This is a genomic window from Puia dinghuensis, from assembly GCF_014642875.1.
Classification (GTDB): domain Bacteria; phylum Bacteroidota; class Bacteroidia; order Chitinophagales; family Chitinophagaceae; genus Puia; species Puia dinghuensis.
In genome coordinates this window covers 1,963,608-1,989,534 of sequence record NZ_BMJC01000001.1, presented here as the reverse complement: position 1 = coordinate 1,989,534, position 25,927 = coordinate 1,963,608, and the positions used below count along the sequence as shown (strand labels likewise).

27 protein-coding genes are annotated in these 25,927 nt (G+C 42.8%); 13 read left to right on the top strand and 14 right to left on the bottom strand.

All coding sequences use genetic code 11. From position 1 onward, the window contains the following. From IEY39_RS08175 to IEY39_RS08165, 3 genes are all read right to left on the bottom strand, one after another. Positions 1 to 2,825 (bottom strand): hypothetical protein (locus IEY39_RS08175; protein ID WP_188930274.1); only part of this gene is annotated, 2,825 nt, incomplete at its 3' end. Between the two features lie 166 nt (positions 2,826 to 2,991). Further along, positions 2,992 to 4,455, bottom strand: a complete 1,464-nt coding sequence (locus IEY39_RS08170; RefSeq protein WP_188930272.1) for an AAA family ATPase — start codon at positions 4,453 to 4,455, stop codon at positions 2,992 to 2,994. Positions 4,456 to 4,465: 10 nt separating this feature from the next. Further along, on the bottom strand, positions 4,466 to 5,677 hold the full coding sequence (locus IEY39_RS08165) for a hypothetical protein (RefSeq protein ID WP_188930270.1): 1,212 nt from the start codon (positions 5,675 to 5,677) through the stop codon (positions 4,466 to 4,468). A 548-nt stretch (positions 5,678 to 6,225) separates the two neighbouring features. Between IEY39_RS08165 and IEY39_RS08160 the strand changes: the two genes are divergently transcribed. Both IEY39_RS08160 and IEY39_RS08155 read left to right on the top strand, forming a co-directional pair. After that, positions 6,226 to 6,600, top strand: coding sequence for a hypothetical protein (locus tag IEY39_RS08160; RefSeq protein WP_188930268.1), 375 nt, complete (start codon positions 6,226 to 6,228; stop codon positions 6,598 to 6,600). Positions 6,601 to 6,862: 262 nt separating this feature from the next. Further along, entirely contained in the window at positions 6,863 to 7,198 is a 336-nt protein-coding gene (locus IEY39_RS08155; protein ID WP_188930266.1) for a DNA-binding protein, read from the top strand. A 150-nt stretch (positions 7,199 to 7,348) separates the two neighbouring features. Here IEY39_RS08155 and IEY39_RS08150 read toward each other — a convergent pair whose 3' ends face one another. The 3 genes from IEY39_RS08150 to IEY39_RS08140 all read right to left on the bottom strand — a co-directional run bounded on the left by IEY39_RS08150 (position 7,349) and on the right by IEY39_RS08140 (position 8,998). Next, on the bottom strand, positions 7,349 to 7,891 hold the full coding sequence (locus IEY39_RS08150; RefSeq protein ID WP_188930264.1) for a hypothetical protein: 543 nt from the start codon (positions 7,889 to 7,891) through the stop codon (positions 7,349 to 7,351). A gap of 32 nt (positions 7,892 to 7,923) precedes the next feature. Further along, entirely contained in the window at positions 7,924 to 8,136 is a 213-nt protein-coding gene (locus IEY39_RS30225; protein ID WP_373285427.1) for a DEAD/DEAH box helicase family protein, read from the bottom strand. A gap of 625 nt (positions 8,137 to 8,761) precedes the next feature. Then, a complete protein-coding gene (locus IEY39_RS08140) occupies positions 8,762 to 8,998 on the bottom strand; it encodes a helix-turn-helix domain-containing protein (RefSeq protein WP_188930260.1) in 237 nt (78 codons plus the stop codon). A gap of 590 nt (positions 8,999 to 9,588) precedes the next feature. On the opposite strand from IEY39_RS08140, the gene IEY39_RS30220 reads away from it, so the two are divergent. Beyond that, positions 9,589 to 9,777, top strand: coding sequence for an insulinase family protein (locus tag IEY39_RS30220; protein ID WP_188930258.1), 189 nt, complete (start codon positions 9,589 to 9,591; stop codon positions 9,775 to 9,777). A gap of 92 nt (positions 9,778 to 9,869) precedes the next feature. Here the strand turns inward: IEY39_RS30220 and IEY39_RS08130 are convergent, their stop codons facing one another. Beyond that, a complete protein-coding gene (locus tag IEY39_RS08130) occupies positions 9,870 to 10,400 on the bottom strand; it encodes a hypothetical protein (RefSeq protein ID WP_188930256.1) in 531 nt (176 codons plus the stop codon). A gap of 1,459 nt (positions 10,401 to 11,859) precedes the next feature. Between IEY39_RS08130 and IEY39_RS30215 the strand changes: the two genes are divergently transcribed. From IEY39_RS30215 to IEY39_RS08095, 7 genes are read left to right on the top strand one after another with little or no spacing between them, the layout of a single operon-like run. Then, positions 11,860 to 12,243: a helix-turn-helix domain-containing protein gene (locus IEY39_RS30215; protein ID WP_188930255.1), complete on the top strand. Its 384-nt coding sequence runs from the start codon at positions 11,860 to 11,862 to the stop codon at positions 12,241 to 12,243. 36 nt (positions 12,244 to 12,279) lie between these two features. Continuing rightward, positions 12,280 to 13,152, top strand: a complete 873-nt coding sequence (locus IEY39_RS08120; RefSeq protein ID WP_188930254.1) for an isocitrate lyase/PEP mutase family protein — start codon at positions 12,280 to 12,282, stop codon at positions 13,150 to 13,152. Beyond that, on the top strand, positions 13,134 to 13,592 hold the full coding sequence (locus tag IEY39_RS08115) for a hypothetical protein (RefSeq protein ID WP_188930253.1): 459 nt from the start codon (positions 13,134 to 13,136) through the stop codon (positions 13,590 to 13,592). Before IEY39_RS08120 ends, IEY39_RS08115 begins: the two co-directional genes overlap by 19 nt. 4 nt (positions 13,593 to 13,596) lie before the next feature. Continuing rightward, the gene (locus IEY39_RS08110) at positions 13,597 to 14,160 is read left to right on the top strand and encodes a thiamine pyrophosphate-dependent enzyme (protein ID WP_188930252.1); all 564 of its coding nucleotides are present in this window, start codon (positions 13,597 to 13,599) and stop codon (positions 14,158 to 14,160) included. A gap of 14 nt (positions 14,161 to 14,174) precedes the next feature. After that, positions 14,175 to 14,954: a phytanoyl-CoA dioxygenase family protein gene (locus IEY39_RS08105; protein WP_188930251.1), complete on the top strand. Its 780-nt coding sequence runs from the start codon at positions 14,175 to 14,177 to the stop codon at positions 14,952 to 14,954. Between the two features lie 36 nt (positions 14,955 to 14,990). Beyond that, positions 14,991 to 16,223, top strand: coding sequence for a pyridoxal phosphate-dependent aminotransferase (locus tag IEY39_RS08100; RefSeq protein ID WP_188930250.1), 1,233 nt, complete (start codon positions 14,991 to 14,993; stop codon positions 16,221 to 16,223). A gap of 15 nt (positions 16,224 to 16,238) precedes the next feature. After that, positions 16,239 to 17,357, top strand: a complete 1,119-nt coding sequence (locus IEY39_RS08095) for a CDP-alcohol phosphatidyltransferase family protein (protein WP_188930248.1) — start codon at positions 16,239 to 16,241, stop codon at positions 17,355 to 17,357. Here IEY39_RS08095 and IEY39_RS29740 read toward each other — a convergent pair. From IEY39_RS29740 to IEY39_RS08075, 3 genes are all read right to left on the bottom strand, one after another. Beyond that, positions 17,347 to 18,420 carry a GNAT family N-acetyltransferase gene (locus IEY39_RS29740; protein WP_229688817.1) on the bottom strand — a complete coding sequence of 358 codons (1,074 nt, stop codon included), beginning with the start codon at positions 18,418 to 18,420 and terminating at the stop codon, positions 17,347 to 17,349. The two genes, IEY39_RS08095 and IEY39_RS29740, sit on opposite strands and share 11 nt — an antisense overlap. Positions 18,421 to 18,545: 125 nt before the next feature. Then, the gene (locus IEY39_RS08080; RefSeq protein WP_188930246.1) at positions 18,546 to 19,271 is read right to left on the bottom strand and encodes a phosphocholine cytidylyltransferase family protein; all 726 of its coding nucleotides are present in this window, start codon (positions 19,269 to 19,271) and stop codon (positions 18,546 to 18,548) included. Positions 19,272 to 19,282: 11 nt separating this feature from the next. Continuing rightward, positions 19,283 to 20,371 (bottom strand): CDP-alcohol phosphatidyltransferase family protein, encoded by a 1,089-nt coding sequence (locus tag IEY39_RS08075; RefSeq protein WP_188930244.1) that lies wholly within the window; start codon positions 20,369 to 20,371, stop codon positions 19,283 to 19,285. Between the two features lie 60 nt (positions 20,372 to 20,431). On the opposite strand from IEY39_RS08075, the gene IEY39_RS08070 reads away from it, so the two are divergent. Further along, complete coding sequence (locus tag IEY39_RS08070) at positions 20,432 to 20,842, top strand: hypothetical protein (protein WP_188930242.1); 411 nt, start codon at positions 20,432 to 20,434, stop codon at positions 20,840 to 20,842. On the opposite strand, the gene IEY39_RS08065 is transcribed toward IEY39_RS08070, so the two are convergent. Continuing rightward, positions 20,788 to 21,519 carry a phosphocholine cytidylyltransferase family protein gene (locus IEY39_RS08065; protein ID WP_188930240.1) on the bottom strand — a complete coding sequence of 244 codons (732 nt, stop codon included), beginning with the start codon at positions 21,517 to 21,519 and terminating at the stop codon, positions 20,788 to 20,790. The genes IEY39_RS08070 and IEY39_RS08065 overlap by 55 nt on opposite strands. A gap of 120 nt (positions 21,520 to 21,639) precedes the next feature. Further along, positions 21,640 to 21,873, bottom strand: a complete 234-nt coding sequence (locus IEY39_RS30210; RefSeq protein ID WP_188930238.1) for a helix-turn-helix domain-containing protein — start codon at positions 21,871 to 21,873, stop codon at positions 21,640 to 21,642. A 461-nt stretch (positions 21,874 to 22,334) separates the two neighbouring features. Between IEY39_RS30210 and IEY39_RS08055 the strand changes: the two genes are divergently transcribed. Then, positions 22,335 to 22,952, top strand: a complete 618-nt coding sequence (locus IEY39_RS08055) for a LuxR C-terminal-related transcriptional regulator (RefSeq protein WP_188930235.1) — start codon at positions 22,335 to 22,337, stop codon at positions 22,950 to 22,952. Positions 22,953 to 23,020: 68 nt separating this feature from the next. Here IEY39_RS08055 and IEY39_RS08050 read toward each other — a convergent pair whose 3' ends face one another. Beyond that, complete coding sequence (locus IEY39_RS08050; protein WP_188930233.1) at positions 23,021 to 23,476, bottom strand: hypothetical protein; 456 nt, start codon at positions 23,474 to 23,476, stop codon at positions 23,021 to 23,023. Between the two features lie 317 nt (positions 23,477 to 23,793). Continuing rightward, positions 23,794 to 24,414 carry a hypothetical protein gene (locus tag IEY39_RS08045; protein ID WP_188930232.1) on the bottom strand — a complete coding sequence of 207 codons (621 nt, stop codon included), beginning with the start codon at positions 24,412 to 24,414 and terminating at the stop codon, positions 23,794 to 23,796. Positions 24,415 to 25,005: 591 nt separating this feature from the next. On the opposite strand from IEY39_RS08045, the gene IEY39_RS08040 reads away from it, so the two are divergent. Then, entirely contained in the window at positions 25,006 to 25,788 is a 783-nt protein-coding gene (locus IEY39_RS08040) for a hypothetical protein (RefSeq protein WP_188930231.1), read from the top strand. Positions 25,789 to 25,927: the final 139 nt, after the last annotated feature.

The window sequence follows — 25,927 nt, the reverse complement described above, 5'->3', positions numbered from 1 at the left end:
CGGGTCGTGTCGCTGATCGTCCAGTTGCCGCTGCCATCGGCCTCGAAGCTGGTATAGGCAAAACTATGGGTGGGACCGGTATTGATAATCTTTGCAATGGGGTATAGTCCGCTATAATCCCATAGGTACCCTGAGGTCAAGTCGCTCGTAAGCGAGTCCAGCAGGAGATTCTGGTACGCATCGTAAGCAATGAATGCCTGCCGGGTTTCCACGGGATTTGATCCGACCTGGAGTTCGACATATTGGGGCATGGCCGTATTATTACTCCAAATATTATAATCATTCCTGACCCTGCTGGTCTGAAAGCTTCCTTTAGTAACCGTTTGTTCCAATAATGGGGAGAGCCTTCCCGCGGCGAGCAAATTTCCTTTAGCTGTTTGTGCGGATGAAGATAGCCCGGTAAGACTATCACAGGGATACTTATTGCTTGTGGTAATGGCTTGACCGATGCTATTGGTGGTTATAGCCGTCTGTTGTAAATAGTTAGCCGTATCATAGGTGTAGATCGTGGAATCTATCACGGGGTTGGCGCCATTTACATCATATCGGGTATGATATTCCCCCGCCATCAGGAATGGGTAGGTATAATTCTTATAAGAAGTTCCTTCACAAATATATTGGTTGGAGTTTTCGCAAGTGGTATAGACGCTGGCTTTAACTGCCCGCACGAAATTCTGGTTGAGGGCGAAATATCCGAATGAATCCACATTTACGATTTGTCCGCTGGTGTTATAGGTGGTCTTCTTGACTAGCTTGCCCCGTTCAAAGGCCTTGCTGGTATAGGGCTCATAGGGTGACTTAGTGCGTTGCAGGTTGTTGATAAAAGACTCATCCATATGCCCGTTATCGAAATTGGTAAACTGATAATCCACCAGGCTGCCGTCCGCATATTGTTCCTCGACCTCGCTATATCCGAGATGAGCCCCGGCAGTATTCTCACTCATGGGCATGGCCGATTGAGTAGAAAATATCTGCTCCGTATACAGCTGGTTGGGATCAATATCCGACACGGTAGTATAAGTGTCCCAATAATATTGCGATTTTCCGCCCAGGATGCCGCTGGACGCTCCGGTAAGGCCGGTAGACGGGCTATAATTTTTAAAATAATAGTATTGCCTGATCAGCGGGCTATTGGGGTAGTTCACGTCATAACTGGTGATCTTTTTTATCCGCAGGCCGCCGGCCAGCATGATCGTGCTGCCATAGTCAATGAGGGGGCTACTGCGGATAGTGTCCAGTTCCCTGGAATACATATTCGCTTCATAGGCCAGATCGGTTATTCCGCCTGTGGGATAGGTGACCCGCACCAGTGTTCCGGCCCGTAGGTAATTGGAATCGGGCTGCCGGTAATTGTAATAGGTGGTCAGGGTATCCAGGGAATGGGTGGCATCCTTCCCGTTATAAAACCCCCAATGATCCGTCCACCCGGTAGCCGCCAGGTAATTCGGAAGGGTGTGGGAAGAGTCATAATAAAACCGATAAGGAGACGGCGAAATGGTCTGCTGGTTCATCGACAATTGCTGAAAGCTTTGCAGCATGAGTCGCTTGGTGGTGTCATGCGTATAACCAAAGGCATATTCGTTTAAGAGGGTATTTGTTCTCTTATTGGTTACGTAGATACTATCCAGCTCCAGCCATTGCAGATTATTGAAGCGGGCATTGCCGCCCGTTCCGCCACCTCCGTTGCAAAAAGCATTGCCGCCACTTACCGGATATAGGAAATAATAATAATCGTCGATGGTCGAACCCTTGTTGATTTCATAGTTATCGAAATAGGTATACGCGATAAGACCTATCCGCAGCTCGGTTGTGATGGAAGTTTTAAAACTCACGCTGGCATAGGAGGAGTTGATCTGGCTCAAATACAAGGGTGCAATCAGCTTGCCGGCGAATTGTCCCGTAGGAGGAATTCCGCTGGTACTGTTGGAACAGCTTGGGGTTAGAAAATTGTATGCAGATGCTATGCCGAAGGTCGGAATAAACCAAAAATAATTGGTCGGATTCTTGGGATATACCTTTTTATTCCGTATCTCAATAGAATTGGTGATCTGGCTGACAAGGGGCCCACGAGTGTAAGTAAAGGTGACCACCCGACCGTAGGCGTCTTGTATCCTGGAGAGATTCCAGGAATTGGCGATCCACGTATCCGTGCCTTGCGCATAAAAATTTATAGTGTACTCGATATGCGAGGTGTCACCGCCGAAAGTGTACTGAGTACCATCCTCCGTAGTCAGGATAAATCCTGAAAAGCTGCTTGGATACGCGGTATGCCAGGGATTGTTTAGCGTGCAAGAGCCGGGACTGTACGGGGGAGGCAGGGCCAGGCTTTGAGTTGGATGGCTGGGGTCAGGTATAAGGGTCACTTTAATTCGCCGGTCGCATTGCACCTGCCAGGTATTGATGGCCGTATCCAGGAAGAATTTGCCGGAATACCCCAGGAAGCTAAAATCGAACTCATCCGGCTCCGTATCGTATTTATAGGTGAAGCCTTGATTACAAATCGTATCCCGTATGTAAGAGACGCTGCTCCAATTCCCATGCAATATGCAGGTATTATTAAAATAATACCCGGCCCCGTTTGCGCTCCTACCCTGGCATAATGGCTGACTTCCCAGTATTTCATTGTCATCATCCGGGATATCCTTTACGATACGGGTAATGGCCCCTCCGGCACTCAGGTTCCAGTTCAGGCCAACCCAGCCGGGATGCTGATCCGGGCGAACGCCGCTAGCATGATAGTCTAATGAAATGGGCACTTTGATGCCTCCTTCTTCCACTGTGTAGATGGGTATATTTATCTGAGGTAATCCCGCGTATAAAGACACGGGAACCTCACCGAATTTTCCCAGCGAAGCGGCATTTGGGCTGGATATCGCAACAGGGTCTTTTCGAATCTGGCAAAAGATTTCTGTGAAAAAAAGATTGAAAATAAGGAGTGCCAAAACCGTTTTTTTCATATTTCGCATAAAATGATTCATCATGGAATGATCGTTAGAATGAGTACCCTAATCGATAAACAATTGCTGGGGTTTGAGGCCTTTGCCGGTAACTGAGAAAGTCCCAAAGCAGGCTCAGCTTCGTCTTCTTGAATACCCGGCTCTTCACCGACACCGTCTTGGTGATTCCGATAAGCCCGCTGGTCGTCCAACCGGACAGCCGGCGGATATCCTGGTACGACCGGAGGGCCGAAGTGTGATTGTATTCCAGTCCGCCGCTGACGAAGAAGCTCCCTTTGAGCACAATGTCCACGTAGCTGCGCAAGCTCGCACCGCTCGCTGTTAGCGCCAAATGCCGGATATCGCTGCCCAGGCCGATCTTCAGACTGGTCCCCACGCCGATGGTGCTTTTGTCCGTGAGCCGGTAACCGAGTGAGCCGCCGAGATCCAGGACATTGGGGTAATAGCGATTGGTGCGGCTCGTCTGCAAATTGACACCGGCTTCGAGTCGCCGCCACAGGCTTTTCGTCCGCTGTCCATTGGGTTTGAAGTTGGGCATATCGATGTCGCCGCTGCCACTCCCAAGATGGTTCAGTTTGTCCTTGAACCCGTCCAGCTGTTGCTCGGCCGACTGGAGATTTTGATGCAGCGCGCTCAGCGCACCCTGTCCGCCCGCCGCCAGCTGGCTTTGGATCGCCTGCGTCACCTGGTCTCGGGTCTGCAATCCTGCCAAGGCCGCGGGGCTGCTATAACCAGCAGGGAGATTGAACAAGCCCGCGAGCTGTCCGTTATTTTTCATGAATTGCCGGAAAGCGGGTAACTGTCCCAGCAGGGAAAGGGCTTTCTTCTCCAATTGATCGGGGTCGTTCAACAACTGCCGGTACTGTCGCACTTGCTCGGAGTAATAATATGCTTCGCGGGTGAGCCCCTGGTATTCCTTACCGATGCCCGAAGGCAGGTTCGTATATTGATTGAGATAGGCTTTGATCGCTTCCTTCCGCTGGCGGAGGAAGGCTTTGATGGCATCGGCATCCTGCAACTTTGCCTGCAATTGTTGGAACCCGGCCATGGAGGCTTGCAGTTGCGCCAGCCGGGCTTGCGATTGCGCTGCCCCCAGTAGTTGCCGGTTTTGCTGGAAGAAAGAAAGACTGCCCTTCAAAGAATCTACATAGGGCATATATTCTCCGCTTAGAGGGATAGCCGCACCGCCCGAATCCGTAGCCAGCTTGCGGGCCAGGGCAGCATATTGCTGCGCCGAATTAGCAAACAGGCGCTGGGCGCTTGCACTATCGATGCGGGAGAGTTCCCGTCGCAGCCGCGCTTCCCTACGGGCCATCTTCGCCAGGCAGTGCTCCGTCTGCCGCGTGAGCTGACGGTCCAGACCCGCGGTCTTCGATTCTATCCGGCTGAACAACTTGCCCGGGAAACGAAGAGCCTTGTCCGCGAGAGAATCGACGGCCTGCCCATAAGAAGCGGTCAAAAAGAAGACACACCCGATCAGTAGTTGTAGGGGACGCATGGCGGATGTTTTATGGCTTCACCAATTTTTCCAACCGCTCGATCCTTTTCTCCTGCTCATCAAATTTTTCCTTATACGCCTGAATCGTCTTATCCTGCTCAATGAGATACAAGGTCAACTCCTCGATCTTCTTCAGCAGCACCGCCTGGTTATTCCCAAGGTCGATGCCCGTCTTCGCTACCGTCTCGGCCGAAGGCATATCCGGAAGATGATGATGCGCCTGGATATAGCCAGAAACATCGTTCAGCGACGGCAACCGATAACCCCTCTTAAATACATAATCCGGCCAATTAGCATAAGGCTTTACCCAGGCCGAGGTAAAAATGGCCGAGCCATTGACGGCCAGCTTGTAGCCTTGTGCATTGGTCGTACCTATGCTGACGTTGCCCGTCGTTCCGTCTACACGCATGCGCTCGGCATTATTCGTCCCTAACACCATCGGCTGCGCCGTCAGCGTACCTACACCCAATCCCAAACTGGAAGCTCCGTCCGCGATAAAAAATGCCCGGTCAGCCCGGGATAGGCCAAAGAGAGTGGGTAAGGTATTACTCGATCCACCTTGTAAAAACCCGCAATAAGAAGCATAGGAACTCCGGTCGTTTTCCGCATAGCTGGTGACTTGTCCACTGGCGTTGGTATTCTGAATGGTCATGCCGCCACGGCCCGCATTATTGGCGGTAAGCATAATGAGATCACTGGCGGTTCCGCTTACATGCAGCGGCGAAGTCGGGCTACTCGTCCCGATGCCCACATTCCCACCAGAATCGATACGCAAACGCTCAGCATTATTCGTCCCCAATACCAACGGCTGTGCCGTCAGGGTTCCAACGCCCAGACCTAAACTGTTTGGTCCTTGTGTCACTAAATTGGCTCTGTTGGCGGGGGAAAGGCCAAAAAAGTTTGGATAGGAGTTTGTCGAACCGCCAACAGATAACGAAACGGTGGAACTAAGACCACCAAGATTGTTCTCCATAAGCAACGTAGCGAATCCGATTGCGTTGGTATTCTGTATATAGATCCCTCCCCGGCCTCCCCCACTGCCTGTAATACCGAGGATATCATTGACAGACCCGGTAAGATGCAACGGAAAAGTGGGGCTGCTCGTACCGATCCCCACATTTCCGCTATTGGTGTTGTAAATATTATTCCCGCTGGTCGACCATTGCGACAGCGCGGTCTGCCAGGCCAGAGCGGCGAGGCAAAAGAAGGAAAGTCGTTTCATTTTATTTCAAAGCGGTTTGGGTTCCACAATCGATTTCTATGGAAATAAAGGACTACCTGCCGGCTGCGTAGAATAGATACGCAGTCGGACACCAGCTATTCAAACAAAGATTATAGGACATAGCATCACGCTACTAAAGATGCGATAAGGTTTCTGGGCCGGGTAACGGTGGGAGTTGAAACAGCGTGAGACGCGAACAGGAGCTAAACTAACGACATTCTTCGATACTTGCAAATACAAACCGTCAAAAAAGGACGAACACGGCAAAACACCGTTCTTTCACCTGAATTTGATGGATGCACTTTTTTTTCAGTATTATTTCCTATCAAATGAAAGCCTTAGGCCAGGTTTATCACGCATTCATAGAGTTTACCATTGCGCTCGCAGGTTCACCTGCAGCCTTTTAGCCAAGCACTCGATCATCCGGGAATGTAAAGGTAAAGAAATTCATTCAGGGGATTTTTTCCTTATTTGGGGTTTGCCTATTTTTTTCCATTTCTGACAACTCATAGCAAAGTATATATTAACAGGTTAATATTGCTTTCTAAATGGTTACTGCAGAAAAATTGAACCTTAGTGATGAAGACCTTCAACCTGTTCATTTATCTAATGAGCAGATTATAATTCTCATAGGCTCTTGCTTCACTTCACAATTTTATTATGAGCCGAAGATGAAGGGTGCAGAGGTCAAGCTGTATGTCAGGAAATCGATCGATGCCGAAACTGGAATTGACTTTTGTTTTGTAATGAAGCCGCCGGCCGATTCGAAACACTTTAAGGGTGTTTTCTTTGGGGAAGGTGAATTTCTGGTCGCTTGTGGTATTTCCAATGATTGCCCATTTTCCCGAGGAAAACTGGGGAGATTCGTTTTCCGCGCCGGTAAAGGCTATACACCGTCTTTCGGACGAGTTCAATTATTTTGACAGGCAAATGGATTTACCCCCTATAAATAAGATTTTTGAGAAAGAATGCTGGCAAGAAATCTTTAGTATCAATTATAATTCATAATTACCAAATCCGCTAGATCCGTGATTTTCCATGGCCCGATATCATTCGAGATTTTCTCCTTCCTGATAAAATGGATACGGGCTCTTTCATAATTCTAATATTTTTTTCCCAACCTACTTCGGGTACTGAAAAAACAGTGACCACTATGCCGACTTTTACTGTGCATAAGTCATTGATATGGAAAAGTCGCACAATGCTTCTGTTGTGTCGCCGAAACTGCTTCGAGACCAACTTGTTACTCTCGCTGATCTACAGGAATTTAAGGAAGCTTTGCTGCTCTCGCTTGCGCGCTTAATGAAAGAAAACGCTGGGAAGCCACCAAAGAAATGGCTAAAAAGCAGGGAGGTCAAGGCCATGCTAAATATTTCCAATGGTACGCTGTACGCTATGCGGATCAACGGCTCGCTTCCATGGTGGTCCGCCGGGGAGATGATTATCCAAGAGTGTTTATTCAGGCTGCAGTACGCAAGACCGGCCTGGGCATTGACATGTTTGACGATGGCGGGAAGATGATCAAACAATACCCTGAGCTCAGTCCCAGACAGATGCAGCCGCTTAGGACAATGGAACCAGTACTTTCCCCTGAATACTATGAAGTATGATGTTGCGGAAGCTTCGGCGTTGGAAGGCAAGTGTGTCTCAAAATATAAAATGACCAAGTGGCTAATGGTACAGATAGTTCGGGATTTTCCTGGCATCTACCACCTGAATATTACTATTTCCTTCGCAACAAAAAGCTATCTGGCCGCCCGGTAACCAAAGATAGTATTCTTCGTATTTCTGGCCTTCTCGACCTTTGATAGGACTAAAAAGCCTCATCTTTTTAACAATCGGGTATTTAGGGAATACATTTCGATAGCAGAGCGCAACGAAGGTAAGAGCACTTTTCATCAGTGTACATCGGTCGCGTGTCTTTTTTGCAGCTATAGGCTCGAATCCAATCGACAACGTATATCCTTGGTCCGGATCACTGGAGAGAGTAAATCCTAGCTCCGAAGCCTGGACATGAACGGAATCAGCCATAAGCTTCGTAAAATCGGAATTCAACCTCTGAAGAACTGGCACTGGTTGTGTTTGCCGTTCGGAACGATCGATCCTTGGCACAGACAAAGCTAGAAAGATAATCATAGGAAAAGCAAACAGTTTGGGAATCATTGGTTTAAGCTTAATGGTAAATATAGGAATTTTTGGCATGTTCCAATTCATGAATAGCCTACGGCCTGTTTTGAAGGCTGTACTTAGATCTGGCAAAACCGGTTAGCCGGCAGCAATGAGATATGCAAGCCTGGGGCAAGAACTAAATGCCTTGCCTTAGGATGATCAAGGATACATTTTGCAATAATTACCGCCTTCCCAGTGCCGGTCGGGTGTATGATACAGGTTCGATTCCTCTTTTCAAATATCCTTAAGGCAACTTCATAAGCTCGTCGGTTATGGGGATATAACTCCATCACATTTGAATTAATATTGGCACTAAGAATATTGATGTTCGCGTGGCATTTTGCTAGGATACCTACTCATTAACCAAAGGCGAGCTTTAATGAAAGAGTTGTAACCCTCATCTGGAACTGGAATGCGAACCCCCCAGGCAACTATAACAGCTAATACTGTGTCCTTATCTTCATGGTCTACTGTTTCTCTCATGTTACCGGTACGTTCAGCAATTGCTCGGACATTGGCCCTTTCATCGTTGGTCAGAAGGTCCAATTCTCTATCGATCCTTTCTATGCATGTATCATGCAGAAAAGTCCAGGCGCTTCCTTCAGTGTTAAACCGGCTATCATGCTCATAAGATGAGAGGTCATAGGCAACTAGCAACGCACGGGCACATTCAGCGGATTCAGGATCTAACTCCCCCTGTTGAAGAAGTTTCTTTACTAATCCAGCTGCTTTTCCAATTCAGTAGCTAACATAAAACAAAGTTTTGTTAATAATGCAAACCGCATTCTCATATCCCCTGTAACCGTTTGGGTCGTGTCTATTGTTTCGAGTATGTATCCAATGAGGATCTCAGCACCCGATAAATTGCCTTATCTACGAGGGCATTTTTATGCACGGAAGGGTTGGGACGAATCGCTATATAGCACCCTCGAATTTTAGCAGAACGGCAGGCGGGGTTTCCAGAGCAGCGGCCAGTTGCAGCAAAGTGGTGAAGGTGATGTTTACCAAACCCTTTTCAATCTTGGCAATCTTGCTATTGTCTATGCCACTGCCATGCGACATTTCGCGGAGGCTGAGTCCTTTGTTTTTGCGGAGCTGTTTTAGGTTCTCCCCGAATCTTTTTAATAACTTTCTATCGGCTGAACTTTTCATGGTTTTGCATTTATGTTGTTTATGTCTCAATTATTTTTTGCATTCGAGGTCGACACAAGGTGCTATAAAAGCCTCAAAACAATTTTTCTAGTTATACCTTTTAGCCTAGCGCTCAAGGTAATATCATAGAAATATTCCTATATTTCCTTAACACAGGCTGATCGTAGCTATTCTTCCTTGTCTTTGTCCAGAGACAAATGATGACAGCTACCTGGTGAATTGCTTTATCTGTTTGAATTCTTTTTATCCATGGAAATGTAAACCGGTCGATTGGTTTGATCTTAACAAAATAAATATACTCGCCATTCACACACTGATCAGGTATGTATTTCTTAAATGTGTCAACTGACACAGGTGATTCAAGCTCAGAAATCTCGCTGATAATGAATACCAGCAAGGATACCACCTGAACCTCAGGAACATCAGACTTCCGCCTAAATCGTACATCGGCAAATGTACGATCATGACGGCGGCGTTAGCTTAGCCATCCATAATGTCCCTGGCAACTGGAAAAGGTGTGTAAAATCCCAGTGTCATTCAAAGCGCTGACTAACCGTTGAATTCCCATCTCAATTATGGAATAATTCAGGGTGGATAATCCAAAGAGCCGGTATAAAAACCTGACTACACAGGTTGATGTTGGGGTTGCTTACCATGTGGGTAGCATTGATGATCCAGAAAGCAAAAAGGGGTTGGCCCATCTCCAAGAGCATCTAATGCACGGCGGATCAACGTTGGAAAGCTTGAACTTTTCGAATGACAACATAAAACAGCTTTGAATATACTACAAATTTGTATGTACCCAATTAAAGACCTCCTCTTATCATAGCTTGGCTTTCGGCCCTTTTTTTCAAATGATTTGTTTCAATGGTTATGCACTTGCTTGACCGTTAGCTTCCCGAGCGCCGAACATATCAGTGGAAGAGGTGATCCTTTCTGCAAGGACATTTACAGCACTGTCTATATCCGATTTCCTAACAACGGGATCTTCCTCGCAATTACAGCGTAAGACCTCAACATAATAAAAGTATTCATGTACATCTATGAAATCTTTCCAAAACCTCATCATAGCAGGGCTTTCCCGGTCGTTAAATTCCACCATAATCCTCTTAAAGAAGATCTCAACTTCCGCTGGCTTCGCCCCTGGGCGCAAGAGGAATCCTAGAGTAGCGTTAGCTTCATCAAAATTAAAGCCGTTGATAGCGGGATTGAATTGCCCGCGGGTGTTGACAATTACCTTAACTTGGAGGGTATCGTCCATGGCTTCGATCAACGGGCGAAGACCTTCCTCCGCCGGCTGCACGTTATAAACCCTCTCTTCCCCCTCGGATACACGTAGTATGAACATTTGGCCGAGGGCTACCATTACTTCAATTTCTTCTCGTGTGGGTATTTGACTCATATTTTAAAGTTTTGTGATTCTAAAGAACAGGGGACCGAGTTAGCTGATCATCTTTCTGGTCACCAAAGCGATTCAATAATCCCAAAACAAAAACTCAAAAAAGCCGCCTTATATGCATAAGACGGCCGCTTGAGGCGAATCGATTACAATTGCACTTATAAATAAAATTTGGTTCAAATGCCGATCACTTCAAAGCGGCCGCCTCATTTTCATGAGGCGACCGTGTCTGTGTCCTTGCTGTTCCACCAGCACTTAAATTGCTAAATCCAATCGCGCGTAAGTAGCGAAAGCTCTTAGCCCTTAATCTTATGGTGACGTTGAGTAACTAATGGTCATCCAACGAGAGACTTCAAGAAAAGCCATTCTATAGACATAAAACGGCTCTTTTAAACCTTATCCTTTCGAGTCATCCGTAGAAACGGCTGGCTCTCAAGAAATGTGTCCTTGCTGTTCCAACCAAACTTTAACTGTTAGAAAAACTTTCAGGTAAATAGCGGAAAGCTCCTTAACTCCTAATTTTATGGCGACGTTGAATAACTGACAGTCACCCAACGAGAGACTTCAAGAAAAGCCATTCTATAGACATAAAACGGCTCCTTTAAACCTTATCCTTTCGAGTCACCCGTAGAAACGGGTGGCTCTCAAGAACTGTGTCCTTGCTGTTCCAACCAAACTTTAACTGTTAGAAAAACTTTAGGTCAACACCACATAATTTTATCGTGAGGTTGAATAACTGGCAGCTATTCAACTAGAAATTCCCAAAAAAACCATTCAATAAAAATAAACGAGCCTGTTTAAACCTTCTCCTCTCGAGTCTAACGTGGCCGACTCTTGAGAACTGTGTTCTTGCTGTTCCAAACAATAAGTGAGTGTAAATTTGCGAATGACATTGTTGGTGCCACCTACTAACCAGAGACCAAAACCTAAAATGCATTTTGCGAGAGCGAGCCCTTTTACCCCCATCCCTTTGAAGTTGCCATATTCACGAGGAAAATCAAAGGGCAATTTTTCAGTTAGCCTCGTGAACCTTAACCATGCATCAAAAGTATAGAACTTAAACGACATCTCTTGTACAATGTGTTCTACAAATTCGGGAATCTCGGAAATTGCCTCTATCACTCACGGACCTACAATGTAGCTCTATCAACCATGACAAATGAATTGATCTCTCTTTGCGCATTCGCTCAGGTACTGAGCATACAGTCCATACGGCCAGTTCGAAAGATCGTATCGATTGGAACGTGACTATCTCAACCTAACTAAGGCCTGGCATCATTGGTCAAGCCCCTTGCTCTAAGAATTCACTTCTCTCTTTTTATTGACTTACTGCAGAAAGGCTACAGTAACAGGACCGGCTCCGGGGATACACCCGTTCTTGTTGCAGCCAATTCTACTAACTTGACCCTTTAAAGAAGACCTTTTGTAAAAACCTTTTCCTACAATACATTAAACTGTTTCCATGAAATTGAGTGAACATGATTTAGCATGCTTAGAACTGGCTAAGAGCATTATAACTAAGAACCCCGATGATCATATTACGATTGACTATTTATCCCGAAAGGTAGGGCTGAATAAAAAAAAACTCAAGTATGGATTTAAGAGGCAAAATGGGATGCCGATTCACGATTTTCAAGTGACATTACGAATGAACAAGGCTGTCGAACTATTAAAGCATACAACCGCGCCAATCAAAGAAATCGCTTTCAAAACTGGGTATAAAACTATAAGTAGTTTCAGCTTCGCATTCAGAAAAAAATACCAAAAGCCTCCTTCACAGTGCCGAAGCAACGACGAGAGCAACCATTTGGTCCCAAATGGAACAGAAAAGGTTCCGATTCGATAAGTATGAATTGATAAATTGCTCTCAGAAATATTTCATATGGAAGCTTCGACTAATACTCTCTTACATGCATTGGCAACTGACAAACAGATAACTATTCCAGGCATATTTGATCCATTATCTGCAAAAATTGCCGAAATCATGGGTTTTCCTGCTGCCTGGGTTAGTGGCTTTTGTGTCTCGACATCCTTCTTTATGCCTGATGAAAACTACATGACCGTAGACCAATATATAAACCGACTTTCTGAAATAAGAAGAATTGCAACAATCCCTTTAATAGTAGATTGTGACGAGGGCTACGGTGACATGATTAACACTCTTTATTTATTGCAGAACCTGGCTAAGTTAGATATCCAGGCCATATGCATCGAGGACAATGCCTTTCCAAAAATAAACAGCTTTAAAGAGCCAAATGGTACCCGTCACGCGCTGGAATCCGTAGAATCATTCTGTCACAAATTATATAATATAAAAAGAAACTTTCCTGAATTGATATTGATTGCAAGGACTGAATCTATGATTGTGGGAGAACCGTTGGAATCTGCCATCATCCGCGGGAAAGCCTACAAATCTGCTGGTGCTGATTTTCTTGTTATTCATTCGAAAAATAAACGACTCTCTGAATTCAAACTTATTGTCGATGCCTGGGAGGATCCGGACTCGCTAGTAGTCATTCCGACTCTAGCCGAAGACCTATCTTTTATGGACCTAAAACAAATAGGCTTCAGGATCATAATCTTAGCCAACCAAGTGCTTAGAAGTGGGATCCACGCGATGTGTTCAGCGTACGGCAAAATCAAAGCCGATGCTGGTATAAATGAGCTCAATAAGGACACTGTGCCAATGAAATTCATTTTCGATTTGATTGACAACCACTATAAGAAAGAAGCGCTATGTTCAATTTCAAAATAGCAACAAAAGCCTTTGATGCGGCAGGTATTGATTTCCTGATTAACGTGCCGGCAACGGGGATGTCTCCAATTTATCAATTTTACTCAGACCGGTCAGCTTGCCTTTATTCTTCAAGGGAAGAAGAAGCAATAGCAATCGCCTCCGGTATCTCAATTGGAGGCAAGCTGCCACTAGTGTTAGTTCAACAATCCGGAGTAGGCAACATGCTGAATGCGTATATAGGTATCGCCGATGGATATGGGATCTATTTCCCAATTCTAGTTTTGGACAGGGGTAAAGACGATGAAAATCCCATTCAAGCACATAGCTCATTCAGGACGATTCCCATAATAAAAACGTTCGGGGCGCCATGCTACTTGGATTTCAAAGGCGAAGAATCGATCTCACGCTTTTCAAGTGAAATCGCAAAAGAAACAAGATGGTTTTTATCAAAATATTAAAAGGATGATCAAACGTCAGATTGTAACTAAAATTATATCTGAATTAAGCGGGAATTCCTTAAAACTTGTTAGTTGTTTGGGGAGGATTTCACGGGATATTTACTGCTTTTCTCGAGCTGGAAAAAGGTATCACTGCTTTTATCAGCTGGGAGCTATGGGAAGTGCTCTTCCATTTGCATTAGGTCTTTCCATGGCAAACCAGACTATAAATGTTTTGGCAATCGAAGGAGATGGGTCAATATTAATGAACCTTGGTGGTCTAGTAACCTTTAAAAGATACAATCCCGGGAATTTATCACTAATCATCCTGGACAATCGACAATATGAAACTACAGGGGGGCAACCTAGCCAACCGGAGAACTTCGAAATATACCAAGTCGCTATGGCGATTGGGCTTACCACTCAACTCGTAGAATACGAAGAACAGCTAGAAATAATGTGCAATCTCCTCATTAGGGGGTCTATTCCCAATGTTGTAGTTATCAAAACGGAACCGGATCAAGTGTCGCCAAGGATCGTTGAATCGCCAATATCGATTGCAGCAAATTTCAAGAATCATTTAAAATAAACTTGTTATCCGTTATGCTTACCGAAGAACAAATATACGCGTGGACTCACCTGGGTTTTATATTGATTCCGAAATTTTACTCAACTGAAACTATTGCACAAATGCAAATGTCCGCTGACAATATCGATCGATGGCCGGAGATAAAAGGCAAATGGATGCGCTATTATGAGCAAAGCAATACCTGCAACGAAAAGCTGCTTTGCCGCGTAGAAAACTTTATAGACTACGACAAGTTATTTCATCAGTTACTTTATGAAACTAGACTATTGGGCATCCTATCAGAGTTATTTAACGAATCACCTACTCTTTTCAAGGAAAAAATAAACTTTAAAAAATCAGGAGGAAATGGATTCGCCCCGCACCAGGACGCTCCTGCTTTTTCAATCTTTGGCCAAAAATATCATATCAATGTTATGATATGCATTGATAACAGTACTGTGTCAAATGGATGTATTGAATTTGCTCCGGGGAGGCATAAAGAAGGTGTACTACCACAGGAAACAAATGGGGACCTACGTAGCGATATAGTAAATTCTCTGGATTGGGTACTGGTTGAATGCAATGCAGGCGATATCTTAATTTTCGATTCCTTTATCCCTCACAAGTCGGGCGCAAATAACTCCACGAAATCTAGGAGGGCACTATATGCTACCTATAATGCACAATCTGATGGAGACAGAAGAAGAGACTATTATCAGGAAAAGAGAAAATACTTTCCACCGGAATATGAAAGAGTTGTAGGATTAGATTTAAGAGGTCCAAACCCATTTAATCTCGGAAATCCGATAAAATAAATTCAAACGTTTCAACTCACCATTAAACCTTGTTTTATGAATCAATTGATCGCATCAATTCCAGCGTACTTGTCAAAGCAGATATCCGATGTAGTATCATCGGACCCTACAGCAATTAACCTAAGCATTGGGGAACCATATTTTAGGCCCCCCACGCTTTTATATCAAAACTTTTCCCAATTGCCCATTTCAATGGGAAGGGACTTTGATTCAATACCACATAAATATGCGGAATCGCGCGGCTCGTTGACTTTAAGACGCGAAATTGCCCTTTGGTATAAGAGGAACTATGGCGCGGATATTAGCCCCGAAGAAAACGTCCTAATTACCCACGGTGCTTGCGAGGCGATATGGCTGAGTATACTGACTCTTACCTCAATAGGCGATGAGGTCATCATAGCAGATCCCTCATATATGCTATATGAAACTGCCGTCAAAATGTTGGGCCGCATTCCCGTAAAAATACCGACTTCTCCTGAAAATGGGTTTTGTTTGACTGTGGAGCAAATCGAGGATGCAACAACAGAGAACACAAAGATGATTCTAATCAATTCACCTGAAAACCCTACCGGAGCTGTCTATTCTGGGCAAACCATTAAGGGGATACATGAGTTAGCGAAAAAATACGGAATTCAGTTTGTACACGACGAGGTTTATGATACATTCGTTTTTAACGGGCAACATGAGAATGTATTTCGTCATCAAACCGAAGCCGATTCAGCTAGTGTACTTATCAATGGATTTTCTAAAAAATTCTCTATGATGGGTTGGCGTCTCGGATGGACTGTAGGTTCTAAAGAATATATCAATAACGCGACCAAGGTTCATACTAATCTAACATTAAACTTAGGAAGCTTTCATCAGGATTGTGCGGCAACCATTCTAAATCACGAATCCATTGACGACTACCTCCGGGACCATGTAAAGATCATCGAGAACAACGGCAAAATATTGAAATCAGCTTTGAGGAAGGAATCTGGATTCATGTTGAGTGAAGTTACTCCAAAAGGCGCATTTTTTCTTTTTCCTGAAATATCAGAATTATACGCGGCCATGCCGGAAAAATATAAAGAATCGAAGACAAAGGGCGAAGGCGTTGCGCAGTATTTGTTGCACGAGCATAAAGTCGCTGTTGTTCCAGGAATGATCTATGGAAAAGCAGGAAATGATTATATAAGGGTAGTCGCAGCTGTAGAAGAGGACAAGGTTAATGAAGCTGCACGTAGGTTTATTGAAATTTCCAACTTTATCGGCGAACCTGCATTGTAAAACTATTTGATCTGTATGGCAGGAACAAGAATCGTCATTGCAAAATATTTAGGTTCATTAAAAGTTGATTCAGACGTCATAGATCGAATGATGAAAATGATGGTCGGAAAGCCGGAGTATCCGGCCTTCTCGGCTATTTCTTCTTTCCTTAACGAGTGCAGCATAGAATGCGAGATCATTAATAATGGTCTGCCCGTTTTATGTGATGATATGTGCATCGCTCGTGTTAAGGCGGAGGATTTTACAGTGGTATTAATTCTGCAGGCTACTTCTGAAAGAGTCAAATATTTAACAAGTCAGGGCAATGTAATCGTAGATAGCTTTGACCAATTTTGCACGGAGTATCAATCTGAATCAATACGATTTAAGGTTTCTGATCTTAATGCTGTAAAGGATCGGGTTCAAGAATTAGAAGATAAATCAAAAAATGAGGCACCAATTGACGCCAGTATTGGAAATATAAGGAGACTATCAAAGTTGAATGAACCTCCTATATACAGATTTTGCAGGTTTTTTTCCATTTACTTCTCTTATGTCTTTATAAGAATGAAGATCCAGCCTAATCATATCACATTTTTGTGGTTAGTAGCTATAGCGGGTGCCTCGTTTTCATTTTCGCTAGGTAATTGGTGGGGACATCAAATCGTGGGTGCATTGCTAATCTTGCTCGGGTATACTTTTGATTGTTCCGATGGAGAGGTTGCAAGGGTAACAAAAACGTATTCAAAAATTGGTGTTTACTTGGATACAATCGCACATTCAACGAGTGGGTTGTTCATAATACTCGGGATAACTCTTGGCACATACAATTCAATAAACAATCCAGGCATTTTAAAAGTCGGGCTAATTTGCATGTTTGGCGATTCAATGTTCAACTACCTATTTAGGCAGTTAAATTCCTGGAGTGGTCAGAATAGTGTTTATGGACTGTTTCATCCTATTCTGATGCCTTTGATATGGCTTTTTCCTATCGATTTGAATTTGTTCCTGGTGGGAGCAATTTTGAATCAATCGTGGGCTTCTTTGAGAATATGGGAAATAGGCTCTATCATTCTATCAGGATTTATGATGCTAATCTTCTTTCTCCACGAATACGTTTACGAGAAGGGTTATATGAAAAGGATTAATTGGTGACTAATAGTTTAATAAAGTATTTAGGTGATTCCTCGTACCCGTTCTGGAGATAAAAGCGGTGCGCATCAAGTCGTTTAGTATGGCAATGGACCTCAATGCGATTACAATTCCGTTGTGCCGCAAGTTCGTAAATGAAATTCAGCATTTGGCTGCCGATGCCCTGGCCTCTGGCATCCTCCCTAACACAGAAATACGTGATCCGAGCAAAATCCCCCATTACTCCAACTTGTGGAAAAAAATGCAACCCTATAAATCCATCGACATGGCCGTTTATCGCATTAACCAGCAGAATTTCATTTGGGTCACTTAGAATTTGTTGCATTGTTCTGGAAAAAAAATTGCCGGTATAAGAGTAGCCCAGCTCATCAAGCAATACCTGAATTGGCGACGCATCCATCATTTCGGCTTTACTGATAGTTGCGCATTGTATTGACGTCCGGATAGTAGAATTAACCGAACTGGGTGAAGCAACTAACTTGATAAAGTATTTTGGAAGCTCAACATATCCCTGTCTTAGATAAAAGCGGTGGGCATCTTCCCTTCTCAGATCGCAATGAAGCTCGATTCTGTTACAATGCCTTTCAGTTGCTAACTCGGTAATACACCGCTCTAATTCCGCTCCTATTCCTTTACTTCTTGCCCCCTCTCTTACAATAAAATAAGTAATTCTAGCGAAGTCCCCTTCAAGTCCAAGTTGTCGGAAAAAATGCAACCCTATAAAGCCGTCTACTTTGAAATTACGTTCATATACTAACAGGACTTCATTTCTGTCAGCCAACATTTCTTCCAATCGCTTCGAGAGAAAAACTTCAGTGCCAGGATATCCCAGTTGGGAAAGTAATATCGCTAAATCAGTAATGTCTGAAAGTGCTATTTCCCTTATGCCAGTCCCTCTTTTTTTGTTGTATCGGCTTTTTTTGGCCGAAGATCGTTCGGTTGAAATTGGAAGTACTGCTTTTTCAGGAGATCGAAAGTTTACAACAATAGAAGCAATTGCTTTTGGGGCATTAATGTTGTGCAGTTCATCTTTTCTTAAAGAGCGTCCGACTCTGGATTTTGACATTCAGATTCTGAATTTATTGTTAAGGACACAAAGCAAATATAATAAAGTTTATATATTACGCAACCTTACTGCGGTTTGACGCATTGCTCTGGGTAACTAAAGTCTTCATTTCAAGCAATTTAAAATTACGTCTTATCCAAATGGTGTTTTATAAACGAGCCGGCCTTCTGAAAATCAAGGATGTTGTCAATTTCAAACCAGGTATCCGATGTGCAAGTTTTAATAGGTAGCTTCTTCTTTTGAGCAAGCGATCTTATTGCAAATTCATACCAAACATCGGATTTATTTTGATTTATCAACTGATCAATTTCGTTTGATAAATCAGCGGCATCTTCCGGGGTCCAATGAGACAGGCCAAAAAACTCTCCAAACGTCTCATCCCTTGATAGATTTTTGTCCATATAAATAAGACGTTCGTCCTTGACTTTTACTTTCATGTCAATTGAGTCTGGATTCTTTGTATTGTCAATAAATAAACAAGTATTGTTGCTCTTGATTAATTGCTCCACTACATCAAATCTCAAAAGTAGATCGGAGTCAATAATGCAAAAATCATTTTGCCAAAATGTTCTGGACAATGCAAGAGAGACGATGCTGTTCGTCGAATCGAATTGACTATTTTGAATACAAATAATATCAGAGAAGTATTCGCACGCATCTACATACTCGCGAATCATTTCACCTCTATAACCAGTAACTATTATGACTTTAGTCACGTTCAGTTTCTTCAGATCAGACAATAAGTAATGAAGAATAGGCTTGTCATTAATCTCAACCAGGCACTTAGGACAGTTAGATGTTAGCGGGAGCAATCTTGTTCCCCTGCCGGCAGCAGGTATTATCACATTCATAGCAGTATTTTTTAGTCATTTCGAGTTGACAATTCCTTACCAAAGTACACAAATGCTAACAATATGAAGAATAGAAATGAAAGCCCTCCCCAAATCGTCAGGAACAAAGTAAAACGATTAAATATGCAGGCCAATAAAAAGAGGTTGATGTTGATCGGCATAATGGGGTATATTAAAGACGTGAGTCTGTGAAGCCATCCATAGTCTTTTGATTCATCTAGCCAATAATTAAACTGTATATAAAGAAAATGAAATGAGCAATCACTTGCAAGACAAAAAAGCCCGAGGTAAAGGGTATGATAATTTGACGTCTCGCGAAACTCAGCCACAGTAGCTCCAACAATCATCGACAAATTACTAATCCAGTGGAATGTCTGTTCTAAATTGGCGCCGGCGTGTGATGTGCGTTGAGTTATCCGGGAAACTTCACCATCCGCACAATCGAAAATGAAGTGGGCAATTACCAGGACCGCGGCCAATATGCGATGACTAACCTGTGTGTCGATTGATATTACAATACTAGCTGTCAACATTGACAGTACCCACATTGAGCTTATATAATTTGGTGTAACTCCCAGACGAGCGAACATATAGGAGAAGTAAATTGAAAATCTTCTAAAGAATTTATAAGTGGGTGGCTCATCCTGGTTGAAGGATACCGCCCTTATTTCGTTTAAGGACGGTCTACCACTGTGCAAATCCGTTGCAAAACTCTTCTTTCGTCCAGAATTTTCTCCAACTTCTGCGATGAAGACTATATGGTTCCATTTGTCGATGAATTTATCATATGTTTCACAAACGACCTCACCAACAGCATTTAAATAAATAATTTGATACTCCTGAGTAGCAATTACTAGGATGAATGAGCCGCCAAAACTATTTACAAAGGACATGAAGAAATTACCAAGCGATTTTAGCTGCTCAAGAGTCGCCTCTGCAGCGGTACAACTGAATTGCCATTCCTCGAAGGATTCGACCACGCTCCTGAGGGTTGGATACTGAGAATGCCTGAAGAGAAATGCCAACATTTCATTTATGGTTGTTTGTTCAATACCTAAGACCTTCAAATAATTCGCGACAATATATTTTATACTGGACACGTTTTGAAAAATTTGGTCTAAAATATGATTCTAAATTTAAAATAAAAAGCTGGTTCAAATTTGAACCAGCTTTTTTCGAAATTGTCAGATGCTTTGCACATACTCTTGGAGAGCCGGCAAAAAGTTATCTACAATTTTCTGGCCGGAGACCCCAGCTTTTTAGCGATCGAAGCTTGCCGAGCCACCAGTGAAGCCATTCTCTTTGCTGGCGATGCCAACTTCGTAATTAACGAAGCCATCTGGGCTCCCAACACCGCGATCTCAAGAGAACAAGATACGATAGCATTTATCTTTTCCTGGTCTCCTTTTGCTATGGATTTTAAACCAGCCTTTTTTTGTGATTTTGCCATAGTGGTAAATCAACAATGGGTGAAGGAATACACTTCAAATATAATGAATTATGCAAATACGACCCGTCAAGAAGGAAAAGCATCACGCCATTTGGTGGCAAAGTCAATTGCTTTCGAATAATCCTCAGCGGTATCAATTTCACACCACATTTCCGAAGAGCATGTCCTGATCGGCAGCGAATAGTTGGTCGCCATATCTCTGATAGCATACTCATACCAAACGTTGGTTTCTCCGCGTGCCAGATAGCTATCTATTGCGGTACTAAGGATTGCAGAAGATTCAGGATCCCATCTGGAAAGCCCGAAAAACTCCCCAAATGTATCTTTCCGTCGAAGCATTTTGTCCATAAAGATAAAACGCGCGTTTTGAACCTGTACTTTCATGTCAATCGCCTCTGCCGGCTTCGAATTGTCAACAATAAGGTACGTTCCGTTATTTAGGATGAGTTGCTCTAGCAATGGCGGGCGAACCAAAAGGTCTGAATCTATGATACAGAATTCACCATCCCAAAGGTGACGTGTCAATGAAATAGAAACAATGCTGTTCGTACTTTCGAAATGATCATTGTTAATACAGGTTACAGAGGGAAAATTGAAAGAACTTGCGACATATTCTTCAATCATTGCATGCATGTAGCCAGTCACAATGGTTACGTCAGTTACTCCAAGCGTTTTAAGGCTTGATAACAAATAATAGAGAAGCGGTTTGCCATTAATTTCCACTAGGCATTTCGGGGAAAAATATGTCATAGGCTGCAGTCTTAGTCCTTTACCTGCAGCTGGAATGATGACCTTCATAGAATTAAAGTTTCCGGGTTTATACAGGGTAGCTAACGGTGGGCTCAAGCTATGTCATCCATATACACTGGTTGATCGCGGATACCCTGGATGTGAAAATTACGTCAGCTTACCGAAACTCTACCTCATATCTTTAAATAAATCTTCCAATTCAATTTTCAGTGCCCGACAAATTTTCCTCAGCATTAGGGATGTCAGATTCATACTGCCTTTCTCGATCCTTGTCATACTACCTCTCTCAATGTCAAGTAGATTTGCTAATTCAACTTGCTTCAGCCCTATTTCTTCCCGCACGGCCCTAATGCGCGCTCCGAGTCGGATTAAGAATAGTTTATCGTCTTCAGAAATTCCCATTGTAACGGGAAAGTGCATTATTTGTTTAAAAAGATTGCTAACTTATAAGTTAGCAATTGCCTTTTTTTGTAATATTGCTTTGTCATTCATTTCATTAGGCTTGAAAAGCATTAATTGTGAGACATTTATCCTGATAGGACATGAAATAATCTTTGAGGACTAAAATAGGTGAAAAACACCCCTTTTTGCCAATATCATCTTTTTTATAATGGTTACTACCTATTGCTCAACGTGTTATATGATAATCAGGTCAACAGACCGATTAGATCGACTGGTTCGTCTATATAGCACCAGAAGATTGAGAGCGCTGGGTGATTTTACATTGAGGACTGTGTCTGTCTATGGATATCCGGGGCCGGTGAAGCGTTTTAAGAGATCACCTTGTGTCAGTGGCCGTAAGGGTATATTATTGGGAAATTGTCATTTTAACTTTAAACCTATTAATCACTGAGGAGCGAAATATGAATAAGGTAACTCTTTTGGCAGACAATCAAATGATTGCCCGAGTTGGCTTGCGTACCCTGCTGAAAAAACACTTTAAAATTGAAGAAGGCGATATTGACGATGTTGAATCATGTAGCGGAGTTATGACACACCTAAAGACTAAATGCTACTCGTATTGGATTACTGAAATGAATTTGACAGATGGCTCAACTTCTTCGATTATTCCTACTGTAAAATCGTTGTACAAGGATCTTCAAATACTCGTGTTTTCGGAATTATCGGAACATCTGCTTATAAAACCCCTGAGTTCGTTTGGAGTTTATCACTTCCTTTCAAAATTTTGTCCAGAAAAGGAGGCCATAAAAAAAATTGAAGCATTCTTTCACAATGCGAGTCCTATATCCTCTTTGGGCGCCATTGACAAGAACAGCAAGTTATTAGGCTTAGCTCCGAGAGAATTTGAAATTTATAGTCGCTTACTAAACAACATGCCAACTGGGAGGATAGCTAAAGAGTTGAATATTGACAATTCTACGGTTTCAACTGTTAAGCGCAGAATTTTCAATAAAAGCAACGTGGAAAACATGGAACAATTGCTCTACTTAGCCAAGCTTAATAATGGTCAGCAAAAATAAATTTTAATGGTTGTGCAACAGTGGCAGTATTTGTATTTCCGAATCCGCGGGATCCATGTTCGGCGAGGTTAGCAATTCGCTTCTGGCGTAGAGTCATCCTTTATACGACGCATTTCTATTGAAATGGTTTCGGAGGACTTTACCTTGCCTTTAAAATATAATTTCCACCTAAGTATAACAAAGACTAGCAAGAGTATCCAAACGAGAGAAGCTTTGGCAAACAAATTAATTAAGGTGGCTCTGTCACCTGGCCAAAATGCGACAATGCCAATACCAACAATGAATATGCCCAGATTAGTAATTCCTCTTTGAGAGAGTATTGATTGAAAGAGGGTCTTTGGCACTTCAATTTCATATTCTTGTCGGTCTTGATCGTAGATTGCCCCTGGATCTGAATGATCTTGATATTCAGTTGATACCTTCCACGTCTCAAAAAAAGGATTGATGCCCCCATATTTTTTTATTTTCACTTTGAAGGATTCATTCCAAGCTTTTCTCATTTGATTTTGATTTAATTCATTCATTGAAGATCGGAATTATCGGTCCCATATCCTGGCATAAGGCGTTTTAACACCTTCGGCTTCGGATTGTACATAACTCTATTTCAATTTAGCAAATCCGCAATAGATTTGTAGCCGCCTATTATTTTCGAACGGATGAATGTATAGAACAAACCATACGAGAGGCAAAACTGGAATTTCGATACTAACATCCTTGCTCAACAAAGGGCAACTCCACCAATTTTTAAATCGTTGTATCCATTTCATAATCTGTCTGCTTATATCAAGTAACTGATAATTGCGTCGGAGACTAGCCAGTTTGAGTCTATGAAAACTTATCATCATTTCTTTGGTAATATAGTGCCAGATTCGTCCAATACAATGAAATCATCAAGAAACTCATTTATCGGGACATGTGTGCCTGTCTCAACGAGACTTCTCATATAATAGTCAATTAGCGACCTACTGTTTACTCCCACCAAAGCGATGATCACCTTGCAAATTCCTTGATCGTTGCCCTCCAAACTGATAGTTGCTTGCCAAGTCCTTTTTTGGTTCTCATATTTAGGCTCGCACTTGGGCCAATATTCCTTCGTAGCGGGATTGTATTCCATGACATATACCTGCTTGGCTTTTGGCTGGTTTTTAAAGGTTCCGCGAACTTGAAAAGCGGGAGAATCACAGCTTTCCGAACCAGAAAAGTCGATAACCATACGAAAATGTCGCTTTAAACGCTGATAACGACTAATGTCAAAATGATTTATATAGTCATAAGTTGCAATTATCATGAAAAAAAGGCTCCCTGCAAGAATTGTGGAAAGAACAGGATAATAGCTATTCGCTTCTCCCCAAATTGCATGTCCTGCCGCGTAAATTACATATGTCGCCCATATGATAACAGCAGTTATGGCTAGCTGAGCCACTAATTTGAAAAGGAAATCTTTTGAACTTATCATTTCCATATTAATTGTTTTGACGTTTGATGAATGGAATATTGGACTCGACGGCCAATTGCTGAAGTTGAAAAAACAAAATAGAATTACGCATGGTAACCAGTCTTGAAAAATTGCAACAGAGACCTCGAAATTATTCTGTTAAGAAGTCTGATCGGACAAAAAGAAGGATAAAACGTGATTCACTTGAATACAGCAGGAGGGACTGGTTAAATAAAGGTATGAAATTTAATATATTTACTCAACAAATTGTATATTGTGCGGCCTAGCTTGTCCTAAGCACTTTGTTCCTTTTCGCCCCGTAGTGCTCACCTCAACTGACCTTTCCTGATCAAAATGTTCTTTTTCTAATCAAATAGGCTTGTCTTCATCTATCGTTAGATCGAAAAATTTTGCGTACACATGAAAATGAGTGAATATCAAGCAGTTGGTCACCGCGCTCCGTAATATATGCGATCCAATTCTTGAAAATTTTGATTTATGTCGATGCCGTTGATCAAGCAAGGTATTTATTGAACAGAAATGATGCTAATGCGATTGGAATAACCATTTTGTTGCACGGATCAAGGATCATCATTGAAAACGAAATGCCGAAACAGAATGAAAGCAAAGCCCATCCGCGGAGAAGGACTAAAGAAAATCGACCTTGAAAGGTTCAAATTCAATTTAAATATCCTCCTGGAATTTTTTTCTCATGCAGAATTAGCCTTGTGGATTGAAGAAAAAACTGAAGTGTTTTGGCAGAAATGTTCAGGACTAATACCAATTTCGCCGAATTATATTAAAAGATTTTATGCCTATCTGAGGCCTGTTATTGACGATTTGAAGATGGATGTCCCTACCGATAAAATTCGCGAGAAAATGCGATTGGGAAGATTGAAAAAGCCCCTCACTAAAATAGTTAATAGCAAATTGAGTTTCACTTTGCTTGCTGCGAACCATGTACCCGGAGAGAGATTTCAATCGTTTGCAGATAATTTAGCAATGTTGTTGTCACAGTTTAAGAAAAGAGAATTGGCTTGTTGGATGGAAACGGATGTGTCAAATTTTTATCGGCGAACCTCGGGAAAAGCTCAAATCACACTTGAGTTCATAGAAGAGTTCCATCAGACATTTGCGAGGGCTCTTACACTTCTAAAACATGACCACGACATTAGTAGAATTAGGGGTGAGTTGAATACTGCATATAGAGAAAAGTTGCAAAGGAGGCAAAAGGCCAAGGAACTGAAAGAGGAGAAGGCTCGGCTATTGGCCATGCGAAAGAAGCTCAAACGCCTGCGCAGTGAAAATAGAGCGTTAAAGGCTATACTTAGAAAGCACGGCTTTGACATTGATAAAGAAATGGCATCTGTCGAAGTATCGCCAGTTGCAATCGAGTCCTAGCCAAATTTATGATCAGAACCGTTCAGATATAGAAACAAAAATGCGTAATGAGAGTAATTAGGCGGTTCTTAAATTTCAAAAGGATAGTCTGTTCACCCTTTCTGCAAGTTTGGCTGGGTCGCTCTCCTACATGGATTTT